General features: G+C 65.6%; 20 protein-coding genes, 1 tRNA gene and 1 pseudogene. 14 read left to right on the top strand and 8 right to left on the bottom strand.

Annotation, left to right across the window (positions count from 1 at the left end):
* The first annotated feature begins 57 nt into the window (after window positions 1–57).
* Window positions 58–759, top strand: coding sequence for a DsbA family protein (locus APZ21_RS20235; protein ID WP_054814955.1), 702 nt, complete (start codon window positions 58–60; stop codon window positions 757–759).
* Between the two features lie 23 nt (window positions 760–782).
* On the opposite strand, the gene APZ21_RS20230 is transcribed toward APZ21_RS20235, so the two are convergent.
* Complete coding sequence (locus APZ21_RS20230) at window positions 783–2264, bottom strand: DUF222 domain-containing protein (RefSeq protein ID WP_162240369.1); 1482 nt, start codon at window positions 2262–2264, stop codon at window positions 783–785.
* Between the two features lie 161 nt (window positions 2265–2425).
* On the opposite strand from APZ21_RS20230, the gene APZ21_RS20225 reads away from it, so the two are divergent.
* From APZ21_RS20225 to APZ21_RS35735, 3 genes are all read left to right on the top strand, one after another.
* Window positions 2426–2501, top strand: a tRNA-Ala gene (locus APZ21_RS20225).
* Window positions 2502–2682: 181 nt separating this feature from the next.
* The gene (locus tag APZ21_RS35205) at window positions 2683–2832 is read left to right on the top strand and encodes a hypothetical protein (RefSeq protein WP_195061857.1); all 150 of its coding nucleotides are present in this window, start codon (window positions 2683–2685) and stop codon (window positions 2830–2832) included.
* Window positions 2833–2880: 48 nt separating this feature from the next.
* Complete coding sequence (locus APZ21_RS35735) at window positions 2881–3276, top strand: hypothetical protein (RefSeq protein ID WP_054814856.1); 396 nt, start codon at window positions 2881–2883, stop codon at window positions 3274–3276.
* On the opposite strand, the pseudogene APZ21_RS36440 reads toward APZ21_RS35735, so the two are convergent.
* The 3 genes and pseudogenes from APZ21_RS36440 to APZ21_RS20205 all read right to left on the bottom strand — a co-directional run.
* Window positions 3157–4245: pseudogene (locus APZ21_RS36440) on the bottom strand (recombinase family protein); the annotation flags it as partial. The gene APZ21_RS35735 and the pseudogene APZ21_RS36440 sit on opposite strands and share 120 nt — an antisense overlap.
* A gap of 138 nt (window positions 4246–4383) precedes the next feature.
* Window positions 4384–4740, bottom strand: coding sequence for a hypothetical protein (locus APZ21_RS34245; protein WP_068049976.1), 357 nt, complete (start codon window positions 4738–4740; stop codon window positions 4384–4386).
* A 360-nt stretch (window positions 4741–5100) separates the two neighbouring features.
* The gene (locus APZ21_RS20205) at window positions 5101–5706 is read right to left on the bottom strand and encodes a GNAT family N-acetyltransferase (protein ID WP_232110912.1); all 606 of its coding nucleotides are present in this window, start codon (window positions 5704–5706) and stop codon (window positions 5101–5103) included.
* A 205-nt stretch (window positions 5707–5911) separates the two neighbouring features.
* Between APZ21_RS20205 and APZ21_RS20200 the strand changes: the two genes are divergently transcribed.
* The 6 genes from APZ21_RS20200 (at window position 5912) to APZ21_RS20175 (ending at window position 11915) form a co-directional block, all read left to right on the top strand.
* Window positions 5912–6901: a cytochrome P450 family protein gene (locus tag APZ21_RS20200; RefSeq protein WP_156371219.1), complete on the top strand. Its 990-nt coding sequence runs from the start codon at window positions 5912–5914 to the stop codon at window positions 6899–6901.
* Window positions 6898–8079, top strand: a complete 1182-nt coding sequence (locus tag APZ21_RS20195; protein WP_138456825.1) for a GAF domain-containing protein — start codon at window positions 6898–6900, stop codon at window positions 8077–8079. Before APZ21_RS20200 ends, APZ21_RS20195 begins: the two co-directional genes overlap by 4 nt.
* A gap of 187 nt (window positions 8080–8266) precedes the next feature.
* Window positions 8267–8674, top strand: coding sequence for a hypothetical protein (locus APZ21_RS20190; RefSeq protein ID WP_043735738.1), 408 nt, complete (start codon window positions 8267–8269; stop codon window positions 8672–8674).
* Between the two features lie 90 nt (window positions 8675–8764).
* The gene (locus APZ21_RS20185) at window positions 8765–9271 is read left to right on the top strand and encodes a hypothetical protein (RefSeq protein ID WP_043735740.1); all 507 of its coding nucleotides are present in this window, start codon (window positions 8765–8767) and stop codon (window positions 9269–9271) included.
* Window positions 9268–10476: an MAB_1171c family putative transporter gene (locus tag APZ21_RS20180; protein WP_043735742.1), complete on the top strand. Its 1209-nt coding sequence runs from the start codon at window positions 9268–9270 to the stop codon at window positions 10474–10476. Before APZ21_RS20185 ends, APZ21_RS20180 begins: the two co-directional genes overlap by 4 nt.
* Window positions 10477–10481: 5 nt before the next feature.
* Window positions 10482–11915 carry a cytochrome P450 gene (locus APZ21_RS20175; RefSeq protein WP_086007582.1) on the top strand — a complete coding sequence of 478 codons (1434 nt, stop codon included), beginning with the start codon at window positions 10482–10484 and terminating at the stop codon, window positions 11913–11915.
* 70 nt (window positions 11916–11985) lie between these two features.
* On the opposite strand, the gene APZ21_RS20170 is transcribed toward APZ21_RS20175, so the two are convergent.
* The 4 genes from APZ21_RS20170 to APZ21_RS20155 all read right to left on the bottom strand — a co-directional run bounded on the left by APZ21_RS20170 (window position 11986) and on the right by APZ21_RS20155 (window position 15341).
* The gene (locus tag APZ21_RS20170) at window positions 11986–13293 is read right to left on the bottom strand and encodes a DUF2130 domain-containing protein (protein WP_054814853.1); all 1308 of its coding nucleotides are present in this window, start codon (window positions 13291–13293) and stop codon (window positions 11986–11988) included.
* Window positions 13294–13384: 91 nt separating this feature from the next.
* Window positions 13385–13933, bottom strand: coding sequence for a class I SAM-dependent methyltransferase (locus APZ21_RS20165; protein ID WP_232111128.1), 549 nt, complete (start codon window positions 13931–13933; stop codon window positions 13385–13387).
* Between the two features lie 285 nt (window positions 13934–14218).
* Window positions 14219–14881: a hypothetical protein gene (locus APZ21_RS20160; RefSeq protein WP_043735744.1), complete on the bottom strand. Its 663-nt coding sequence runs from the start codon at window positions 14879–14881 to the stop codon at window positions 14219–14221.
* A gap of 127 nt (window positions 14882–15008) precedes the next feature.
* Window positions 15009–15341: a hypothetical protein gene (locus APZ21_RS20155; RefSeq protein ID WP_043735745.1), complete on the bottom strand. Its 333-nt coding sequence runs from the start codon at window positions 15339–15341 to the stop codon at window positions 15009–15011.
* 547 nt (window positions 15342–15888) lie between these two features.
* Here APZ21_RS20155 and APZ21_RS20150 point away from each other — a divergent pair.
* The 4 genes from APZ21_RS20150 (at window position 15889) to APZ21_RS20135 (ending at window position 21123) form a co-directional block, all read left to right on the top strand.
* Entirely contained in the window at window positions 15889–16356 is a 468-nt protein-coding gene (locus tag APZ21_RS20150) for a hypothetical protein (protein ID WP_147265984.1), read from the top strand.
* Window positions 16357–16376: 20 nt separating this feature from the next.
* Entirely contained in the window at window positions 16377–17102 is a 726-nt protein-coding gene (locus APZ21_RS20145; RefSeq protein WP_138456829.1) for a DUF8176 domain-containing protein, read from the top strand.
* 74 nt (window positions 17103–17176) lie between these two features.
* Complete coding sequence (locus APZ21_RS20140) at window positions 17177–18946, top strand: BTAD domain-containing putative transcriptional regulator (protein WP_054814851.1); 1770 nt, start codon at window positions 17177–17179, stop codon at window positions 18944–18946.
* A gap of 1001 nt (window positions 18947–19947) precedes the next feature.
* A complete protein-coding gene (locus APZ21_RS20135) occupies window positions 19948–21123 on the top strand; it encodes an AAA family ATPase (RefSeq protein ID WP_043735057.1) in 1176 nt (391 codons plus the stop codon).
* The last annotated feature ends 22 nt before the right edge of the window (window positions 21124–21145 follow it).

Raw genomic sequence — 21145 nt, 5'->3', positions numbered from 1 at the left:
AGTTCGGGCAAAGTGGTCGGGGTGAGCGAATCTCCGCAGAAGTACACGCCGCGACCCATGTCGAACACCACCACCTATGCTCTGGCCGCCGTCGCGGTGGTGGTGATCGCGCTGATCGTGTTCTTGGCGATGCGCTGGAGCAAGGAGGAGGCCGCGATCCGCAACGACGGCTACGGAGCGGTCCACAATCCCGCCGTGGTCTCCGTGCTCGCCCCCGACGGCGCGATCCTGCTCGGCCGCGTCGACGCCGCCCACACCGTCGACGTGTACGAGGACCCGCTGTGCCCGGCCTGCGGCGAGGTCGAACGCGTCTACGGCCAGGAGATCGCCCAGCGCGTCGACGACGGCGAATTGGCCGTGCGCTACCGCTTCGTGAACTTCCTTGACTCCCGCTCCGGCAGCAAGGACTACTCCACCCGAGCCGTCGCCGCCAACCAGTGTGTGGCCGAGGGCGGTTCCGGTCCGGTGTACTCGAAATTCCATGAGCGGCTGTTCGTCACCGATCAGCCCGAGGAGAACCGCAGCGACCACACCGATCAGCAGCTTGCCGAACTCGCGCGCTCGGCGGGCGCCTCGGAGGAGGTCGTGCGGTGCGTCGCGTCCGGCGCGAAGATCGAGAACGCGAAGGTCACCGCCAAAGCCGCGCTGGACCAGCTCAACGGACTGCTGGAAGGGCGGGCCGCCACACCCGCGGTGTACGACGGGTCGAACCGGGTGGATGTGAACAACGAGAACTGGGTGGTGGAGGTCAGTAGCTGAGTCCGCTCGCGGTGGCGGCGAGCCTAGGAGATGTCGTCCTCGGGCGCGAGTCGGGACAGTTGCCGGTGCACCGGAAGGTGCCCGCTGAGCGGGTAACACAGGTCCTCGGCGGTAGGCCGGTCGCCGGGGGCGGGAGATTCGGCCCGCGTCGGTTCGGTGCGCCGCGTGAACGCGGGCGGCACGACGGGCGCTTCGGTGTCGGTGTGCGGGAAGAGATAGCGCGCCCCTTCGCGGACACTGACGAAGATGTCGCCGGTCGGCGTCGTCCAGCGCAGTCGGTCGCGGCCGGCCAGTATCACCCGCCATCCCGTTCTGCCCTTGTCCGCCAACGACTTCAGGCGTCTGTGGCGCGAGCACAGCGACACCAGACCGCCGCGCCGCGTCGTCTCGGGTTCGGATTCGGCCGCGGGCATGGCGCACCCGGGAAACCGGCAGCTACCGTCCACCGCTCGCGCCGTGCGCTCGGCCCGCGTCACCGCCGACGGTCCGTCGGCGCGTGTTCCCGCGGTGGCGATTTCCTGCGCGGGCATCCGACAATCGGAGTCGAGGTGAGCACCCCTCGCGTCAGCGCCGGATTCCGCGATCGCACGTCCGATATCGGCCGCGGAAGGCTCCTCGTCCGCATCCTGTTCCGAAATCGCCTGGAACCGAGCGTGTTCGGCGATGCGTCGAGCCAGCGCGGCGTCGATCGGACCGTATCCCGCGAGATATCCCGGCGCGTCCCGCAGTCCGAACAGGGATTCCGCCGGAATCCCGACCTGGATCAGCGCGCGCCGCGGCGGATCGATCGGCACCGCCGCCACCGGGCACCGTTCCCCGCGTTCGCACCGGCACCGCAGCCGCCCCGACCCGTCCGCGAGCGCCACCAGCGCGTCCGCCCGCCGCTGCGGCATGGTCCGCGGATCTCGCGAGCACACTGCATAACTCATCTCCCGCAGTCGCATGGCGACCGTCTGCGCCCCCGGCGCGGGCATCAGCCCGTCGAACACCGCCATACCATCCTGCACACCCCTGATCCGTACGTCGCGCTCGTCCTGCCGCCGTTCCCGACGCCGTTGCGCCCCACCGGGATCCACCCGCGCCACCCACCGCCGCGCCGCCTGCCGCAACCGCCCCGGATCGGTACGCTCGGCAGTCTCGATCAACCGCGGCTCCAGCACCGCCACGACCTCCGCCGCCAGCCCCCGCGTGCAATCCACGATCACCCGCACCTTCGCTACATCGATCCGCCCCGCCGCGAACGCCGCCCGCGTACGCGGCAGCGACTCGTCGAGCGCGAGCCCGATATCGATGAGCGCCCCCGCCGTCGCCTCCTCGGCATGCAGCGCCACCGCCACCTCCGACGCCGCGAACTCCCCGGCCCGCACCCCGTCGGTCCCCGGTTCCACATTCTCGGCCCGCCGCCGCCGATACAACTCCCGCACGGCGAACACTTCCGCCGCCTGCGCCGCGGCCACCGCCCCGTGCGCCGTCCGAAGGGCGCCGATCAGCCCCTCATCACTCATGGTCGCGAAGTCCAGGGATGAGCTTCGAAAGTCCTCGAACATATGTTCGATACTAGCTGGTCCGCCTCACTACGCCAACCCCGCATCCAGTCGATTTGGATGCTGACGCGCACGTGGTGTAACTTTCTTCAAGCGCGAGGGAAACCGGACGCGAATAACCAGGGGCTATGGCGCAGCTGGTAGCGCACCACACTGGCAGTGTGGGGGTCAGGGGTTCGAGTCCCCTTAGCTCCACCATAGGGTCACTACTAGAACCCGGGGCTGAATGAACGCCCTGGAGTAGGACCCCTACTCCTCCCTTCATTCGGGAGTTGCCTGATTCAGGAGCATCCCGGCTTGTCTTGTGCCGGGTTGCGCCGCATGTTCCTGCTTGTGCCCGTTGGGCGGCGTGTAGCTGTCCGAAGGGTTCGTGCAGGCGGTGGCCGTTGATCTGCTCGTCGTCGATGTAGAGCTGTTGGAAGATTGCCTGATTGAACAGGCGGCGCTGGTGTTCGTTGCAGCGGCGATACAGTTCTTGGGGGTTCTCCAGCAGTGTGAGCGCGGCGTCGATGAGTCGGGCGCTGGATGACAGGTCTTCGGTCGTTGTTGCCAGGCGTTCGGTCAGTCGTCGCCGTTGGTGGGCGATGTCGCGGAGTTTGGCTTTGATCTTGGGCTGCGGAAGGGTGGCGTCGGCTGCCAGGTCGATGAGGTTCTCTTCCTGGGCGTCGAGTGCCTGCAGTTCGGTGGTCAGTTGTTTCTGGAGGAGTCGGTCGGCGGTCTCTTGAGCGTTGATGGCTTCGGCGATCTGGTTGCGGATGCTGGTGATGAAGTCGCTGCGGAATCGGATCGTCGCGTAGTGCGCCTCGACGGCGTCTTCGACAAGGGCGACGTTGATGTGTGGCGCGTTGCAGGTGCCCTTCTGTTTGTTGCGGCAGAAGAAGTAGAGGTATTCGTTGCCGTGTCGGTTGGTTGTTCGCTGGATGATCATCCGCCCGACGGTCCCGGTCCGCTGGCAGCGTCCGCAGAACAGTGACCCTTTGAGGTAGTGGTGGTGGACGCGTCGGCGTTCGTGGGCGTTGGTCCGGGATTCGAGGATCTCTTGGACGTTGTCGAAGAGGTTCTCGTCGATCAGCGGCTCGTGTCGGCCCTGCATCTCCTCGCCCTTGTAGATGACGTAGCCGAGGTAGTAGCGGTCGCGCAGCATCGTCGAGAGCTTGTTTTTGGATACTCGTTGGGCGGGGTGGCGGTGGGTCGGTCGGGTGCGCAGTCCGCGGTCGTAGAGTTCCTCGGATAGTTCGTCGAGGGTGTAGTCGCCGGTGGCGTACAGCTGGAACGCGAGCTGGACGAGCGGTGCGCGTTCGGGGTCGACGCCGATGGTGCGGATCTCGCGGCCGTCGAATCGGTCGAAGATGTTGAGGTACCCGAGCCGGGCGCGGCCGAGTGTGCCGCCGTTGCGGGCTTTCTGGCCCATCTTGTAGGAGATGTCGGCGCCGGACTCGCGGGACTGGTACTCGTTGAAGGTGGCGAGGATGCCGTGCATGAGCTGGCCGACCGGCGAGTCGTCGATGGATTCAGTGGCGGAGACCAGGGTGACGTTTCGCTTGCGGAGGTCGGCCATGACGATGGCGTCGTCGAACCGGTTTCGGGCCATACGAGACAGTTTGTAGACGATGACGTAGTCGACGTCTTGATGGTTTCGAATTCGAGCGAGCAGTTTTTGGAACTCGACTCGTTTCGACATTTCGGTCGCACTCCGGCCAGGCTCGATGTATTCGTCGACGATGGTCAGGCCGAGTTGATTTGCCTTGTTCTGGCAGGCGACACGTTGAGCGGGAATCGATATGCCTTCCGGGTCGTAGTCTGTCTTGAACTGCCCCGGCGATGAGACACGTAGGTAGATGACAGCACGGTCGCCCGCCTTCAAAGGTGCTGGCAGTGATGGGAGTTCGGATGCCAAGTCGTCATCCGCATCGTTCCCCGGGCCTACGTACGCGCTCACCATGGAGATTCCTTATTCTCGACGTCACGGTATTTTCGCGATCGATATTATTATGATTCGACAGAGGGTGTTATATTCCTTGTGGTCCTTAATTCTGTGGTCGTTAATTCGAGATCTATCAAATTTGTGAATCGGGGGATTTCAGGCGGCCTTTTTGTTGGAGTTGAATTCTGTAGTTTCATCCAGGATTGATGAATTCTTCGGAGGTTGTGCCGCGTCTTCATTGCGTGACTCTTCTGCCGTGGTCAAGAGGCTGGACAGCAGGCGGGCAAGCTTGCGGGTATCGGGCGGGTCTCGGCGGGTGTCACGTACAGAAACGCGCTGCGCCCGTGGCTTCGCCTGGCTATCCCGATGTTCGACCCGACCGGCCGGATGCTTATCCGGGCGTGGCTCATCGGTTTCCGCAGGCACGGGCTCGACAGCGGCTTCGGTCGACGAGTCGATCGGGTCGTGCCCCGATGGCAGGTTCACTCCGATATGGGGGTCGGGTCGGTTCACGGTGGTCCTCCAGTGTCCAGATCTGTCCACCGGCACCAAGGCGGTGCCGAGGCGGCCTCTACGGGTAACTCCTCGTTTTCGGCCCCGGATTGGACACACCAACCCCCGTAAACCACTCCACCGACGGCCGGTGGAACGGCCGGATTCGACGTAGTGGCATGCCCGGAGGCCCTGCGTCGCGGCGATCGAAGCACACCTCGGCGCGGGTCCGCAGGGCTGTGTGATGGTTGCGGCCTTGAGCGGCAACCGTAGGCGTGGCCAGGCTCGAGGCGCTCGATATCAGCCCGGCGCCTCGCATCGGGCAATCGGCTTCTCCGGCTGGCTAGTTGTCTTCTCGCCCCGATTCCGGGGCTGGCGGCTTCACATGTTGATGGTCATGGCCCACATGGTGGGCCTGGCACCTACTGGTAGATGGAAGCTTTCAGTGGTCGCGAACCCCAGTCGCTGGTAGTAGGGGGTGTTGTCTTCCCGGGTGCATACGAGGTAGGCAGGGGTGGCGGGAGCCGATGTCAGGCGATCGGTGATCAGGCGTGTCGCGTAGCCGTGCCCTTGGTGTGCGGGTGAGGTTCCGATGTTGGCTAGGTACCAATGTTCGGGCTGGTGGGGGTGGTGTCGATCGAGGGTGCGCCGGACGGTGATCGCAGCGAATGTGCGGCTGGTGAGGGCGGGCAGAAGGTCGGGTGCGGCACGCAGGGTGGTGCTGACGGGTTGGTCCCATCGGGCGGGTGGGTCCCAGACGGCGACTGAGCGGATGACTCCGTCGGGGTCGGTGGCGACGCGAACTCCTCCGCCGGGGAGGTGGAAGTGGCGCAGGGAGGCGGTGAAGTACCTGGGCAGGGCGCGGTGGCGCTGCTGCGGGTTGGGCCAGATCGCGCTCATGAGCGGGTCGTCGCGGAAGGCGTCGGCGAGTACCTGGGCGCAGTCGGTGATGTCCGCGGTGGTGGCGGCACGGGTGGTGATCGGCACGGCGGACTCCTGATGGGTTGGCACACTGATGGGTATGAAGATGGGGCGGTGCCCGTTCACGGCGGGAATTCATGCGGTCGACGAACTTCACGAGGATCTCAGAACCAGTGAACCCGGTGTGCACGAGGCCGAGCTACCGGACGGGTCACCGGTGTGGGTGGTCACCGGATGGGACGCGGTGACCACACTACTGGCCGATCCCCGGATGTCGGCGGCCAAGGCCGACTCCACCACCGGCTTCCGAGGCCAGAACCTGCCCGCGGCATTGGAGGCGAACCTGCTCAATATCGATGGGGAGCAGCATCGACGTGTACGGAAACTGGCGGCCGAGGCGTTCGCGCCCGCACATCACGCCTCACAGGAACAGGTGGTGCGGGCTGCCGTGACGGAGTTGGTCGACGCATTGCCGGCGACTGGCGATATCGACTTGATGGGCGGGCTGTGCGAGCCGTTGCCGCCGCAGGTGATCGGCACCTTGCTCGGGTTGCCCGCCGACAAGCTCGATGCCTTCCGTGCAGCGGCCCGGCCTCTGTTCTTGATCGACACATCGACGCACGGCGCGGCGGTGCAGGGTGCGATGGGGACGATGTTGATGCTGGTGGCCGGGGTGATCGACGACAAGAGGCGCGATCCTGGCGATGATCTGCTCTCGCGCTGGCTCTCAGCCCGCGACGGGCAGGACCGTCTCAGTGAGGACGAGTTGATCAGTTTGGCGTTTGCCGTGATCATCGGCGGATTCGAGAACGTCACCTCGCTGACGTCTGCGGTGCTGGATGAACTGGTCCGGTACCGCTGCGAGGAGGCGCGCGAGTTACTGGGGTCACCGCCGGAGTTCGCCCGGCTGGTGCGCAAGGTGATGGGTGCCGTGGCGCCGGTGAACTATGCGCTGCGCCGGTTCCCGCTGACCGACATCGATGTCAACGGAATCCGAATCCCCCGAGGACACACCGTGATCTTGTCCCTGCGGTCGGCTCATCTCGACCCCGCCCGGCGGGAACGTCACGACCTGGTATTCGGACACGGTCGACATTTCTGTATCGGTGCCGCCTTGGCGGAGATGCAAGCCGTCCATGTCGCCCGCGCGGTCTTGGAGAAGTACCCGGTACTGAAACCGGTCAAGCCGCGCGAGCAGTATCTGTTGCGGCCGTCGTGGCTCACCTATGCCCTCGCGGAACTTTCCGTATCCACCGCGTGACCTGCGGTTCGAGCACCGTTGCGGCGCGCTGTTCTAAGATCGTTGAAAGATTCAACCAGGAAGGATCAGCGACCTCGGAGATCGACGCGATGCCGAAAAGCGGATGGACGCTCATCGAAACCTTGGAGCCGGGTCGGCTCACCGTCGTTGCGCGCGATCACGAAGCCCGAGATCGAACCTCCTTCGAGCGAGCCGTCACCGACCAGCTGGGAATCGGCAAAGCCCCAGGGCACGAGGCTGCACAATGGCTGGAAGCGCTGATCGCCGACATGCGGTCGCATCCCGAAGCGGCGGCCACGCATCGCGTCCTGCGCAACGGTCACACGGTCAGCGCCCGTCTCGTGCCGGTGATCGGGCCGGACAATGCGCTCCACGGCGCGCATGTGTGGTTGGGTCCCGATGGGACCCAACCACAGCAGCGGCCGGTGTCGGCCTTCGCGTTCACCTGGGACTCCCACCTGCGGCTCGCGGAATTTCCGGCGGCGCTGACCGGCGGGACGCCGCGCTCGCAACTCACGGCACCAGAAATCTTCCGCTTCGTCGAACCAGCAGACGGGCTTTCACTGATCAGGGCGCTGCTGTCGTCACAACCGGGTGACAGCTGGAGCGGTGCGGTCACCGTAACAGTCGGCAAGAACAACAGGCCGGGTCATGTCGTCATGGCCGCTGGCACGCCCCCACAGCCTCCAGCGAAGTGGCGTGGACTGCTGTTCGAAACCTCGACTCCGATGGCCGGGATGAGCTTGGAGGCAGCGGCACTGGCCGCGATACCGCGCATATCGCAGGTCCATATGGTGCTGGTCGACATCGCCAAGATGCGGTTGATCCGCTGGATCACCGATCCGCTACCCGACGTCCAGTGGAAAGGGCAGGTCGACCAACGCGACACCCCACACCCTGACGACGTGAAACGCATCTTCGCCGCCGCCGCCGACGTGTTCACCGGCAAAGCCGAATCCGCTGAAGTGCACGATGTGCGGTTGAGGCGCCGCGGGGGTGGATGGGTTGTCGTTGACGGCTCCGGTGCCATAGTCGGAACCTCTGACGCGGGTCCCGCGCTTGCCGTGCTGCAACTGCGGGTGACAGGGCACTCCGACGAACCCGACCCGGTGGCCCCCACAGATGCAGGGCATCCCGGGCTTGACGATCCAGAACAGCCGGACCCGCTCCCGAGCTGACGGAATGTGAACACCTACCACCTCGGATAGGCGTTTGTTATGATGGCGAAGTTCTGATTCCCGGTACCAGTCTCTGACGGACGCCGGATGAGCGCTCGAGTCCTGCGGACCGAGCGTGGTCTCATCCAGGCAACCAGGGAGGGTACCGATGAAAAGCTCGCCCATTGATCAACGGCAGTCAGCCACAATGGCCGACGAGATCATCGAGTTGCCGACGAGGGTGAACCGGCTGTTCAGCACGTTCCACCCTCGCACGGAACCCGAGCAAGACCCGGCAGATGTCGCTCGCAGTGTCAGCGCCATCGTCGGCGAGACCATACTTGCCGAGGAAATCATCGCGCTGCGGACCGGCAGCACGAGCGGTGGAGTCGACCCCACGGTGCTGCAGGCCATTGCCCAGCACTTCCACGTCCTGCCGGTGTATCTCACCGGTACCTCTGACGAGGCTCGCCCCGTCGACCGCCAGTTGCGGTTGCTATCGGCGGCACGCGATGCCGGCGTCAGGCATATGGCGTTGCGCGGCAACGACATCGATATCACCGCTTTGACTCGCGAGCTGTCCAGGCTCGCGCCTCCAGACCACAGCGCAGCCTGACCAGAGGGACCGGGCCGTGCTTTACCGACACAACGCCGAATGCGAAGGAGATCGCCGCACACGCGACGCCACCGGGAGGGATGAATAGCAATGAACGACACGGCAGTACATGTCCAGGAGACCGCACGGATCGTGCCGGTGCCATGGCCGTGGGATCCGAACGAGTACGTGAAGCGGGTCGCGGAGTATCGGCAACGGCCGATCACGGTGTGCCCCATCGACGCGAATGCGTTGTCGGGAGCCGGGTGCGGGACCGGTAGCGGGTTGTGGATCGCTCGGGAGTACGACGACATCATCATGGTCGGGGCCGAAACCGAATGGCACGCTGGACACATCATCGCCCACGAGATCGGGCACATGCTCCTGGGACATGGCTCGTCCACTCCGGAGCCCGACGGTGATGTACTGCCGTTGCAGACATTGATGCCCTTACTGGATCCGGCGTCGATCCGCAGCGTTCTCTGGCGCCGGGACTATGGGACCGCCCGCGAACAGGCTGCCGAATCATTCGCCGGGTTGGTGATGGTCGAGGCGACCTTGCCGCGGCGACGACCCTCGCCGTTCCGATCCACCTTCTTCCTCGGGCGGCACCGATGACCTCGCCGATTCCCGGCCTACTGGCCTGGCCCGTGCTGTTCGCTGTCACCGCGATCACCGCCGGACGGTGGTGGCTGCTGGGCGACAAGGTCGTCGATCGGCTGATCAACCGGGCTCTGCTGGCAGCGATTGCGGGACTACTGATGCGGGAAGCGTGGGCCGAAGACCTGGCCGCGCGCCTCGTGTGGTTCGTCGGTGATGCCGAGATGGTGCAGCTGTGCCGCCAAGCTTCGTTCGGGGCAATCCTGGTATCGGTCTCCTATATCTATGGCATTGCGAAATTGTGGGACGGAGCGGACCCTGCAGATACCTGGCGTCGACAGCGCGTTTATGACCTCGTCGCCCTCTCGGCGTCCGCGGTGATCCTGATCGCCGGCACCCCCGCGCGCCGTGCCGATCAGCTGATCGACGAGGCATTGGGCTGGCCGGCGGTGATCGCGTGGGTGGCGTTCTATCTGCCGCTCGGAATCACCGCATGGGTAATCGCCCGCATCAGCTTCCGCGAGTTGCGCAGCGACGCGTTCCTGCGCGAGCGTGTGCTGTACCTGGGTGTACTTGTTCTCGCCGCCGGACTCGGGCTCAGTTCGCTCGCAATTCCATTCCAGACCGGGTTCGCCGTCGTGCAGAACCAACCGTCTGCGGACCCGGATATGAGCAGCAAAGGCTGGACCTTTTTCTTGGCCAATGTTGTCGCGTCTGCTGCAGTAGCAGTGCCGTTGGTGAGCACAATCCTCATAAGAACCGGACACGACCGGACCAGCCGCTATTGCCGCCGCCTGCAGCCCGTGTGGCGCGACCTGACCGCCAGTGTCCCCGAGATCGTGCTCGCCCCACCAGGAGATGGCGGCGGGGTGGAACCGGCGCTGCGGCTTCACCGGATGATCGTCGAGATCCGCGACGCTCTCCTGCACCTCAAGCCTTACACCACAGCCAGATACCCGGCCGGCCCTGACCGTGAGGGCATGCTGTCCTATGCAGTGGCAATTCTCGCGGCGATCGACCAGAAGAACGCCGGGCGAGCACCGCAGGACGAGCCCAGCCCCGGGCTCCAACCGGTTCGGCTCGGTCCGCGAGACTTGACCACCGACCTGAACGAACTGCTGGACCTGGCCGGTGTGTGGCCGACAGCCCGACATATCGCCTCGATCGAAACGCCCTTGAGCACTCGGTGCGCGACACCTTCGACCAGTAGGAGCACGATGTGATGGCGATGAGTCCGCCCCGGACCGGCAGGGACGAGGCGGCAGTATTGCCGCATCCGAGGTGGAGGCTGCCTGTCGTCGGTGACCTGTTCACCATGAACGTGGCCAAACCCACCCAGACATCGCGGCGGGATGCCCGAAGGCTGGGGCCGATCTTCGAGCGGCGCATCACCAATTGGCCGATGATCGTGGTCTCCGGCGCCGACCTCATCGCGGAAATCAACGACGAACACCACTGGACCAAGCACCTCGGAGTGCCCCTGCGCAAGCTGCGCCGAGTCGCCCGGGACGGACTGTTCACCGCCCGCAACGACGAACCGGCCTGGTCGGCAGCACACAACATCCTCGCGCCAGCCTTCACCCAAACAGCAATGCGTTCCTACCACCAGACGATGGCCGCCACCATCGGTGAATTGCTCGACACCTGGGGCGACACGCACCACATCGCCGACATCGCGGAGGAAATGAACCGGCTCACCCTGGAAATCATCGCCCGCACCGGGTTCGGCTACTCGTTCGATTCGTTCTCCTACACCCCCGGCCAAGCGCACCCCTTCGTCGAAGCCATGCTGCGCGGCCTGACTTACATCAACCGCAACGCCAACCTCCCCCCGCTGTTGCAGAACACCCTGGGACGGCGCGCCGCCGGGCAGCATCGCCGCGACATCGCCTTTATGCACCGAACCGTCGACGACGTGATCGCCGCACGCCGGACCAGTGGCACCGTCGGCCAGCACGACGATTTGCTCGACCGCATGCTCACCACCACCGACCCTGACACCGGCGAGCATCTCGATGCCACCAATATCCGCAACCAGATCCTGACGTTCCTGGTCGCTGGCCACGAGACCAGCGCGGGCGCACTGGCCTTCGCGCTCTACGAGCTGGCGAAGAATCCCGAGGTCGCGGCACGAGCGCGCGCCGAGGTCGACGACCATTTCCCGGGGCGCGACCGGCCGATAACCAGCTACGAGGACGTCGCGAAGCTGCGGTATCTGCGGCGGGTGGTCGATGAAACGTTGCGGTTGTGGCCGGTCGCGCCCGGTTATTTCCGCGAGGCGCGCCATGAGGTCACGATCGGTGACGGCAAATACCGCTTCCAGCAAGGCGATTGGGTATTCGTGCTCACCTGGTATGCGCACCGCGACCCGGAAACCTGGGGTCCGGACGCAGAACGTTTCGACCCGGACCGATGGGCCCCTCAGCGGCAGCGTGAGCTGGACCGCCGTCGCGTATACAGGCCGTTCGGGGTCGGGCACCGCGCCTGCATCGGCCGCCAATTCGCCAATCACGAAGTCCTGCTCACTCTCGCCCACGTCCTCCACCAGTACGAGATCCACATCGACGGTGACTACACCCTCGACGTCGCAGAGCAGATCACCCTCAAACCAGCCGGACTGCGGGTACGAGTCGACCGCCGCACGGATCTGACGACGCATTAACCGGCCGACCCTGCGATCAAGCGTGCCCGCCGTCCAGGCCACCTGTCTCAGCAAGTAGATATCGCCGGATTCAGTTTCGAGTCCGGGAGGCCGTCGATGTCGGGTGTCGGGTCGACGGGCCCTCCTTTCGTGCACCGTTGGGAGAGGCCGACCGATGGTCGGTCACATGTTCTGAGTGCAGAGCGGGTGGGACGGCGACGCCGGCTGCGTCGAGCTCGCCGAACATGGTGAACATTCGGTCGAGCACGTCCTGCTGGTGCTGGTCCAGCTTGGCGAGAGCAGCGTGTACTTGATTTCGCAGCTTGGCCCCGGTCGCCAGGGTTTCGCGCGCGTCTTGGACGATCCGCTGCAGGTGGGCGAAGAACCCGCCCCGGTCGACGTATTCGAGCAACCGGTCGGCACGCCCACGACGGGCCTTGCCCGCAATCGCGTGACGTTTGTTGTCGATCACCGCCTGCCGCAACGGAATGGACATGTACGTTGCCAGGTCGGCGGCACACAGGAGGATGCCGTCGCGGATTGCCACACCATCCACCGTGGCCGGCATCGACGCGCTCACGAGCACTCCGAGACCGGCGTGATCACGATCAACATCACGGACAAGCTTAGGAATCCACGCCGAGCTGAAGTGCTTGGTTCTCTTGCACTCCCACAAAATAGATCCCCAGCTTCGGCCGTCGACACGCACGATCTGGAGGACATCACCGCCCTTCTGACCGTTCCGAATCACCGAAATCTCATCTTCGGGGTAGCGGCGCTGCAGTTCCTCAGCGAATGCGTGCTGGTAGGCGACTCCCGTCGGCTGTGGTGGTGGCCCCGGCGAAATCTTGCTCTCAGCCAGAGCAAGCTGGTCCAGCGCCCGCTTCTCCCGGTTCTGGTACTCCAGAATCACCGGACGATACTTCCGTTCGGCCTCCTGCTGCGCCCGTTTGCGTTCACTGCGAGCGATCTGATCTCGCATCCGCGACTGCTCGGCCTGCATCTGCTCGAGTTGTTCCTGAGCCTCGGCCAGAGCGACCGTCGCGGCCTGAGCCCGCTGCTTCTCCGTTGCCGCGGTTTCGCTACTTCGCTGCGCTTGGTTCCGCAGCCGATTGACCTCGTTTCGCATCCCGGCGCGGACCCGTGTCAGGACGTCGTTCTCCATGGCTTTCTCTCGGGCAGCGAAATCCTGTTCCAGTTCGAGGCGCACTCTGGCGACCTGCGGTGCTGCGAGCTGTTCGATAAAGGCAGAGCCGAGCTCTGCGCCGCACCGTGGACAGATTGCTGCCGGCTGGAAGCAACCAAGACACTCGAACGGGCCCAAGTCCGGCCCCTGGTGGTAGGCGAGTTCAGCGGCCTCGACGATCACCTGCCGCCGCACATCCCACGCCACGTCCATCTCGAGCTCCTCCCCGCTCGTGCTCGCGCTGCACCTCGTGGTAGCCGAGCCCGTCCACCAGGATGGCAGCTCCGGATCGACCGCTGAGCGGTTATCGACGCGGTTGTGAGGCGGTGAACAGGGTGACGTCTCCGATGTCGGTCAGGTGATACTCGCCGAAGGCCGCGTCGAGTGCTGCGGCGAGGTCCGCCCGGGTGTCGTGGCGGTTGTTGAAGGCGCCGACGCGCCGGTAGGTGGTGGTGAGAAGCCGGCCGAACCCGGTGTGCGGTGTGTGGTCTCCGAGGATGGTGGAGCCGAACAGCGTGCCGTCATCCGCGAGCACCCGGGCAAGGTGGCTGAACGCAATACCCTTCGCGGTGAAATCGCCAGGGACACAGTGTAAAACGAAGTTGATGCCGATCGAGTCGTAACCCGCTCCGGCCGGGGCGGGCACTGGCTCGAGAACACTGGCGACGGTTTCGTGCACGGTGTGTCCTGCCTTGCGCAGTCGACGGGCGGCGTAGGCGAGGGAGGTTCGGTTCAGATCCGTCAGCGTGATCTCGGCGTCGTCGGGGAATCGGGTGTGGGCTGGATACCAGCCTGAACCGGGTCCGACTTCGAGGTGGCGGCGGCCGGCGTGGCGGTGATATGGGGCGAGCATGGTGTCCGCGGGGCACCGCCACCCGAATCGGTTGCTCAGCCGGATCACCCAGATGTCGTAGATGGCCAGAAACGGCAGGCAGTACGGTGCCGCCGCCCTGCGGACTGCATCGCCGGACACCGGCGACCCGGTGTCATTGTGGGAACCGCCCATCACCACCCCGTATTGTCTGCTCGTTGTCAGTCCCGGGACACAGCTTTGCACACGCCTACCCCGGTGCCCAGGGTGTTGTGGATTTCGCCAGAACCGCAGCCATTTCGGGCCTATCAGGGTGAGGCCCGGCGTTCAGTTCGGAGCGACCGCGCGAGATGTGGTCGCAGCGTCCTGGTTGCGTTTCTGGAAGCGCTGTTCGAATGCTTGCTGCAGGGCATCGTCGAGATCTTCCGCCCGTCCGATGAGCCAGCGCCGGTACAGCTTTTCCGTGGCGTCGGGGTCATCTGGGGAAACCGGCGCGGCGAGAGATTCGCCGAAGGCGATCTCGACGAGCGGATGGACTTGGGTGCCACGGTTGGCTTCGAGGACGCTCGTGACGAACGGGCCGACAATGCCGCTGATGGCATCATCGAGCTTGCCGATCGCGTTCGGCAGCTCGGCGATGGGGGCGGTTCGGAGAAACCGTTGGGCATCCAGTAGTGGCAGGAGCTGTTCGAGGCTGAGGCTGATGCTGGATGCGCCTGGCTCGAACGCGGGAGTGTCGGACTCGACCGGCACCGGTGGCCGACGGTCGTAGTAGGCGGCCCGCGCTGAGCCCTCCTGCCATCCGAGGCCGGTGTCGAACTTGGCGAAGGTACTCGGCCGCACATTGGCCGACAGCTCGCAACGGTCGGCCCGCTGCTGGGCAGGGACCGCTGGTCCGCCGCGCTGGTGCACCTCCGGCATCGTCAGATTGCCCAGCTGCTGACGCCGCTCGCGCACCATCCGGGCGAAGAACTCGTCGTGGGCTCCCATGAGCAGAACTGTACCCGTAAAGTTCGGAAAAGTCGCCATCAGGAGCCAAATCCCTCGGCATCCAGAGAAAAGTTACTGTTTTATTCTTGAAAAGTTCGAGATACGTGCATAGTTTGGGTGGTGTATCTCACGACTTGGTGGGAGGAGGGGCCGCCCCGGGGTCGTGACCGACGCAGAGAGCGAGGTAAGTCATGACTACATCGATGAACAGCCGTTCGGATGCTGCGGTGTCCGGCGCGGCGGTGGTGGCGGCAGCGCGTGCTGCCGGAGGGGGCCGTAGCTCCTCCGTGGGGATCTGGGTGATCTGGATGCGCGGCAGGCGAGTGGTGAGTTGCGAGGCGGTGTTCCGGCTCGACCAGGACATTCCAGCGTGCCGACCGGACGGGGTCGACGCTGCGGTGGTGGTTGTCGTCGCGCCGTCGCGGTTGGCCGACCCGGTGATCGGCCGTGCTGAGGTCATTGTCGACTACCTCGACGGGCAAGGCGTCGATGTTCGTGTGGTACACGCCTGCGCCTTGCATCCAGGGGCGTTGTGGACCTCGTTGCGCGGTCCTGCGGTCGGTGGGGTCATCGGGGCGACCGGACCGGTGGTGCACTCGTCTCGGAGGCATCGGTGGCTACCTGGATTCGGAGCCTGTGCAGGGCATCGTCTAGCGATGGCCGCGCTTGTCCCGTTGGCGGCGGCGGTGTTCGCAGCACCGGTTGCGCATGCGGGTCCAGTGGGTCAGCCGGGAGTGATCTCGGACCCCCGGCCAGGACAAGCGGGCGTCGTAGGCCCCGTGGTTCCGGAACCGCGGACCAGGACCATTCCTGTCGGGCCGGACCGGTCGACTCCCGATGAGAAGACCGATACCCCGGCGCCCGCTCAGATGCCGGCCCCGATCTCACCGGCACCCCAGGTCCTGCCCGAGCCGGAGGCCGTTCCCGAGCCCCGGATAGTTCCTGAACCCCACGTGTGGTCGGAGCCCCCGTCGGTGTCCCGGCCCGAAATGGGCTATGAGCCGCAGGTGGCGATCGAGCCGCAGGTGGCTGTGGAACCCGCGCAGCCAGTGGTCGAGGTATACCCGCAGCCGGGCACCAGCGACGGTTACGCCGAGGTGCAGGCGTCGGTGGTGGGCGAGGATTCGCTGCATTTCGGTGGGGTGAGTGTGCCGCGGCCAGAGGGGATGTCATCCGAGGTCGCGCAACGGGAACGCGACTGGAACGACATCGTGGTCGCCGAGGCCGCCGAGGTCTTGGATCAGGCTGGGCTGGCGGACCCTGATGTGGATGCTGCGCTAGGTGTCGGCACTGAGCCTGTGCCGCTCCCGGTGGTGGTCGCGGAGGTCGAGGCCGCGGTACCCCAGCCGATCGTCGAAGAGGTGACGGCGGTGGTGGTCAGCGAACCTGTCGCCGACGTGGTCGAGACGGTCGAGTCCCAGGCCGCGCAGGTGCTCAACGACGTGCTGGCGCAATGGCCGCCGGCGCTCGGCTGACCAAGCGGGGTGCATCGGTGATGAGAAGAATCGACCCCCAGGACGAGTCGAACGATGACCGGCAGATCGTGCTCGACGGGCCGCCGCCGACCGAAATAGCCGAATGGCTGGCCTCCGCCGGTGCACCCGATACCGCGGAAGATCGACGCTGGCTGACTTCCGAGTACCGCACCGGCGGGCCGGGTAGGGCGCGAGCCGTCCTGGGCGGCGTGGTGATGCTCGCTGTGGTCGCTGCCACCGTGGTGGTGGCAACCATGCTCATCTCCGGCATCGACGGCGTAGACCACGGTGTTGACGTGCCGATGTCTCTCACCGTCGCGCTTTCGCTTTCTCCCGGTGGCCTCGAACACGCACTCACCGTCACCGGGAGCACCGCCGCTTGTGGTCCCGAAACCATCGAGGCCACCGAAGCCGTAGCCGGGCCTCGCCCCCTACGGCCGGCCACCGGCGCAGCGGCAATTGCTGCGTTCGAGGCCGCCTACTACCACGCCCGCGACGGCGTACTCGCTCGCGAAGTCGTCGCGGCCGACGCCGCGATATCGGATGCCGCCACCATCCAGGCCGGCATCGACTCGGCGCCGCTGGGCACCACCTACTGTGCCCGGATCCGCCGGTTGAACCCCGGCTTGTACGCGGTCGAGATCACCGACACCCCGCCCGGTGCGGCACCACGGGTGTGGCGGCAACGGATCTCCACCACACAACTCGACCGGCACTCGGTGATCACCGCGATCGTGTCCGAGTAGCCGGGCCCCATCCCTGTACCCCATCGTCGACCCAACGTGACGATTGGATCGGCGACCAACAACCAAAGGGGGCGGTGACCGTGCTGATCGCACTCACCGGACTGAATCCTCACACCGGAGTGACTACTACCGCGGTCGCCCTCGCCAACGCATGGCCGGGCACGAAACCCGCTGTCGTGGTGGAGGCGGATCCTGCCGGGGGACGACTCGCGCGACTCGCCGACGCCGACCCGCACCGCGGACTGGCCAGCCTTGCCGCTGCCACCACCCAGTCACCAGGAGATTCTCCGGTTTCGACACAGTTGTGGGAGCACGTCCAGACGCTGGGTTCGGGTGTGCCGTTCCTCGCCGCACCTCCAAGTGCCGATGCCATGGCAGCGACGCTGACGGCCCCGGTGAGCATGCCCGCCGCCGCAGTCCCAAGGCTGGCAGATCTGGTGGTCATCGCCGACTGCGGTCTCGCCGATCCGGCCTCGCCCGCCACTCCGATCGCCGCTGGCGCCGACGTTCTGATCGTCGTGGTCCGTGGCGACCTCGCCGACCCCGTCCGCGCCGGCCGGCGCGTCCGCGAGGTCACCGCCGGCTGTCGGCGCTGCGCGGTGCTGCTGGTCGGCTCGGATCGCACGGGCGAGTTCGCCGAGCCTCTCGGAGTCCCGGTGCTCGGCAGGCTTCCACTCGACCGCCTCGGTGCCGAAGCGCTGCTGACCGGCGCCCGATACTCCCGCCGAGGACGCAACGGGCTCGCAGCGGCTGCCCGCGTCGTTGCCGCCGCACTGCACACACAACTGACCCCAGCACACTCGAATCCGCTTCTAGGCCGGCAACCGTCACCGTGGCCCCGGTTACCGGGCCGGTGGCGTCACGGTCTCGGGGTCTGCATCCGGGCGGATTCGCCCCGGGTGTATCGAGCCCGCCAGCCAGTTCCCGATCGAATCCCGGGCCAGGACGCCGCCCCGGCCGTATCCCCAGTAGACGACCTCGGTCTCGAGGTCACCGAGACCGGCCAGCCCCCTACGGAGACAGTGCCCGTTGCGCGTGATGCTACCCCCGTCGCCACCACGGCAAACGAATCGGCACCGGGTGGGCCGACCCTGGCAGTCGAGGTGTTCGGGCCGCTACGTGTCTGCTGGCACCGCGACGACGGCGTTGTCGACATCACCACCCACTTGCAGCCCCGGAGCCGCGAACTGCTGGCCCTGCTGACCCTGCACCCAGAAGGGATTTCCCGCGAGGCCCTGATCGCCGATCTGTGGGGGGAACGATGCCCCCGCCGACCGGTCAACGCACTCAACACCGCGATCAGCCGACTCACCGCCTCCATCAGAGACGCGACCGACGGCACGGTGCCCCGGATTCTGGCCGGCGACCACATCCGCTATCAGCTCGACCACACCATCATCGCCACCGACTACCAGCAGTTCGCTCGCGCGGTACGTCAACGCCGCCACGCGGGCAACGGCACGGAGCGCGGTGAAGCGTGCCGCCACATCATCGACACCTCCTGCCGAGGGATCCTGGCCGCAGATCTCACAGCGGACTGGGTAGCACCGATCCGGGAATCCGCCCGCCGCGACACCATCACCGCGGTCGGCGCCCTGGCCGCCACCGTGGTCGAGCAGGACCCACGCCGCGCCCTGGACCTCCTCGAAACCGCCCTCGACCACGACCCGCTCAACGAACTCCTGTGGCGCGACATCCTTCGCCTGCACGCCCGCCTCGGCGAACACACAGCCATCGAACGCACACTCGGCCTCCTGGCACACAAACTCTCCAAAATAGGAGAAGAACCCACCGCAGAAACACGAGACCTTGCAGAAAGGCTCCAAAAACAAGCCCGGCACTGAAACCGGAGTCTTCTATCCGAGATGCGTAATGGCCGAGAAAACGCCTCGGCGAACACTCGAGATGAGATAGGCGGAAACGCTGGGTCTAAGGTAAAAGCTCGTCTGATGAGGCGGAGGCGAGGATGGGGAAGTCTCTCGCCTGACTCGAGTGCGGAATCCGCGCGGGACAAAGGCTAACATCCGCCTCGGGAATTCGAGGCGACACCCGCCGCCAAGTATTGACGGTACGCAATAATAGCCAGAAGGTGTGCGTGCTTCTCGGCGTTCGTCGGGTAAGGTATTAGCCCAGTAGGGTTTGCGGATATCTGATCGCTATTTGTGGAATTCAATTGAGAATGGGATTCCGTACGGCAATTTCACGGCACAACGGGTGGATGTTCGCAATTTCTTCGGGTTGTCGGAGATCGCCGCCACGGGGGGTGCAGCTCGCGTTATCGCGGCCTGGCTGATCGTGGAGATCGTTAGGTGGGTCGTTAGGTGGGTCCATTGGCGGGTCGCTAGGTGGGTCAGTCAAATCAACCCACCCCGATGCCGCAAACTACCAGCTAGAAGCCACTATCCGACCCAACTGGCTCCCCAGGATTACCCGCAGGGAACAGAAAGAACACGTTGGGGCGGGCGTGGCCCGCTGGCGTCGCTGCCATCGTTCGGCTGGCCCTGCTGATATGACTCCGCTATTCAACTATCGATATCCGTCCTCATTCGATGCATTCCAATCGGTTTCAAATCAATAGTTTCCTCATGTACGGTCTGCTGCCGGCCTGGCCGCGTTAACGCATTCCATTCTGTGCTTGCCATGCAATTGTTGCCCTGATCTGCGGAAATTGGTTGAGAAAAGGTTGAAAACGGGGTTGAATTCCCGGGATGAGTCGAGATAGCGTCGACCCACACCCCGGGGAAACGAATTGTCAACCAATCCGAAATGACCACCGCGCCACCGCTGTGCCAGGATCCGCCGTGAGCGGCGCAACAAAATTCGTGCAGTGCGAAGGAGAAACGAGATGACTTCCCCCACCGGCCCGGCCCCCGCACCGGCCAACCGCCTCGGCAATGGCGAACTGCGCCGCATGGTCGCCAAAATCCTCACCGACAACCCCGGCACCGAATACACACCCCGCGAAGTCGCGAAACTCACCGGCCGTTCATCCGGTGCGATCGGAAACGCGATGAAAACCCTCACCGCCGCCGGACACGCCGACCAGACCAGCGCCAAACCGCTGCGCTACCGCGCCAACACGAACACCAGCAGCGCCGCGACCGGAGCCCCCACCCCGGCACCCGCCACCGGCACGCCCGCCGCAACCCCGGCCAAGCGGCCCGCCGCCCGTCGGGCGCGTAAGGCCCCCGCCGCGCCATCGGGCACCCCGAGCCCGGCCCGCACCGGTTCGGCCGTGACACGGCCGAACGGGCAGCAATACCACCTGCGGACCCTGGCGGGCCGCGCCGATGTGGACGTGCTGCGCACCATGCGCGACCACGAGGTCCCGGTCCTGCTGTACGGCCCGCCCGGCACCGGCAAAACCTCGCTGATCGAGGCCGCCTACGGCGACCTTCTGACGGTCCAGGGCGACTGCGACACCACCGTCGCCGATTTTGTCGGGGAATACACGCAAAACCCCGACGGGACCTTCGCGTTCGTGCACGGGCCGCTGGTCCGCGCCATGCGCGAGGGCCGGGTGCTGTTCATCGATGACGCCACCCTCATCCCGCCGACCGTGCTGTCATGCGTGTACCCGGCCATGGACGGCCGCCGCGAGATCGTGATCAAAGCCAACAGCGGCGAAATCGTGACCGTCGCGCCGGGGTTCTTCGTGGTGGCCGGGCACAACCCCGGCGTTCACGGCGCGATCCTGTCCGACGCCCTCGCCAGCCGGTTCGCGTTCCAGGTACAGGTCGGCTCCGACTACGACCTCGCCAAACAGCTCGGGGTGGACCCGAAAGCAGTCCGCGCCGCGCGGAACCTGGCCACCCGACAGGACAAAGGCGAGATCGGGTGGGCACCCCAGCTGCGCGAACTGCTGGCGTTCCAGAAAATCGCCACCGCCACCGACACGAACACCGCCGCCGCGAACCTGATCGGGGCCGCACCCGAAGACGACCGCGCCATCGTCGCCGACGTGGTGCGCACCGTGTTCGGCACCCGGCTGGAACCCCTGGCCCTCGGCCCCCGCATCTAACCCACCCCGGCCCGCCCGAACA

It is taken from the genome of Nocardia arizonensis, from assembly GCF_001310275.1.
In the GTDB taxonomy this organism is placed as follows: Bacteria; Actinomycetota; Actinomycetes; order Mycobacteriales; family Mycobacteriaceae; genus Nocardia; species Nocardia arizonensis.
This window is presented reverse-complemented; position numbering and strand designations above follow the sequence as displayed.

Bases quoted from the DNA above. Each gene is read 5' to 3' on its own strand.
- APZ21_RS20235 (WP_054814955.1), top strand. From the start codon at position 58: ATGTCGAACACCACCACCTATGCTCTGGCCGCCGTCGCGGTGGTGGTG.
- APZ21_RS20230 (WP_162240369.1), bottom strand. From the start codon at position 2,264: ATGAGTGATGAGGGGCTGATCGGCGCCCTTCGGACGGCGCACGGGGCG.
- APZ21_RS20200 (WP_156371219.1), top strand. From the start codon at position 5,912: ATGTCGGCGGCCAAGGCCGACTCCACCACCGGCTTCCGAGGCCAGAAC.
- APZ21_RS20190 (WP_043735738.1), top strand. From the start codon at position 8,267: ATGGCCGACGAGATCATCGAGTTGCCGACGAGGGTGAACCGGCTGTTC.
- APZ21_RS20185 (WP_043735740.1), top strand. From the start codon at position 8,765: ATGAACGACACGGCAGTACATGTCCAGGAGACCGCACGGATCGTGCCG.
- APZ21_RS20180 (WP_043735742.1), top strand. From the start codon at position 9,268: ATGACCTCGCCGATTCCCGGCCTACTGGCCTGGCCCGTGCTGTTCGCT.
- APZ21_RS20175 (WP_086007582.1), top strand. From the start codon at position 10,482: ATGAGTCCGCCCCGGACCGGCAGGGACGAGGCGGCAGTATTGCCGCAT.
- APZ21_RS20170 (WP_054814853.1), bottom strand. From the start codon at position 13,293: ATGGACGTGGCGTGGGATGTGCGGCGGCAGGTGATCGTCGAGGCCGCT.
- APZ21_RS20165 (WP_232111128.1), bottom strand. From the start codon at position 13,933: ATGCTCGCCCCATATCACCGCCACGCCGGCCGCCGCCACCTCGAAGTC.
- APZ21_RS20160 (WP_043735744.1), bottom strand. From the start codon at position 14,881: ATGGGAGCCCACGACGAGTTCTTCGCCCGGATGGTGCGCGAGCGGCGT.
- APZ21_RS20155 (WP_043735745.1), bottom strand. From the start codon at position 15,341: ATGACCTCAGCACGGCCGATCACCGGGTCGGCCAACCGCGACGGCGCG.
- APZ21_RS20145 (WP_138456829.1), top strand. From the start codon at position 16,377: ATGAGAAGAATCGACCCCCAGGACGAGTCGAACGATGACCGGCAGATC.
- APZ21_RS20135 (WP_043735057.1), top strand. From the start codon at position 19,948: ATGACTTCCCCCACCGGCCCGGCCCCCGCACCGGCCAACCGCCTCGGC.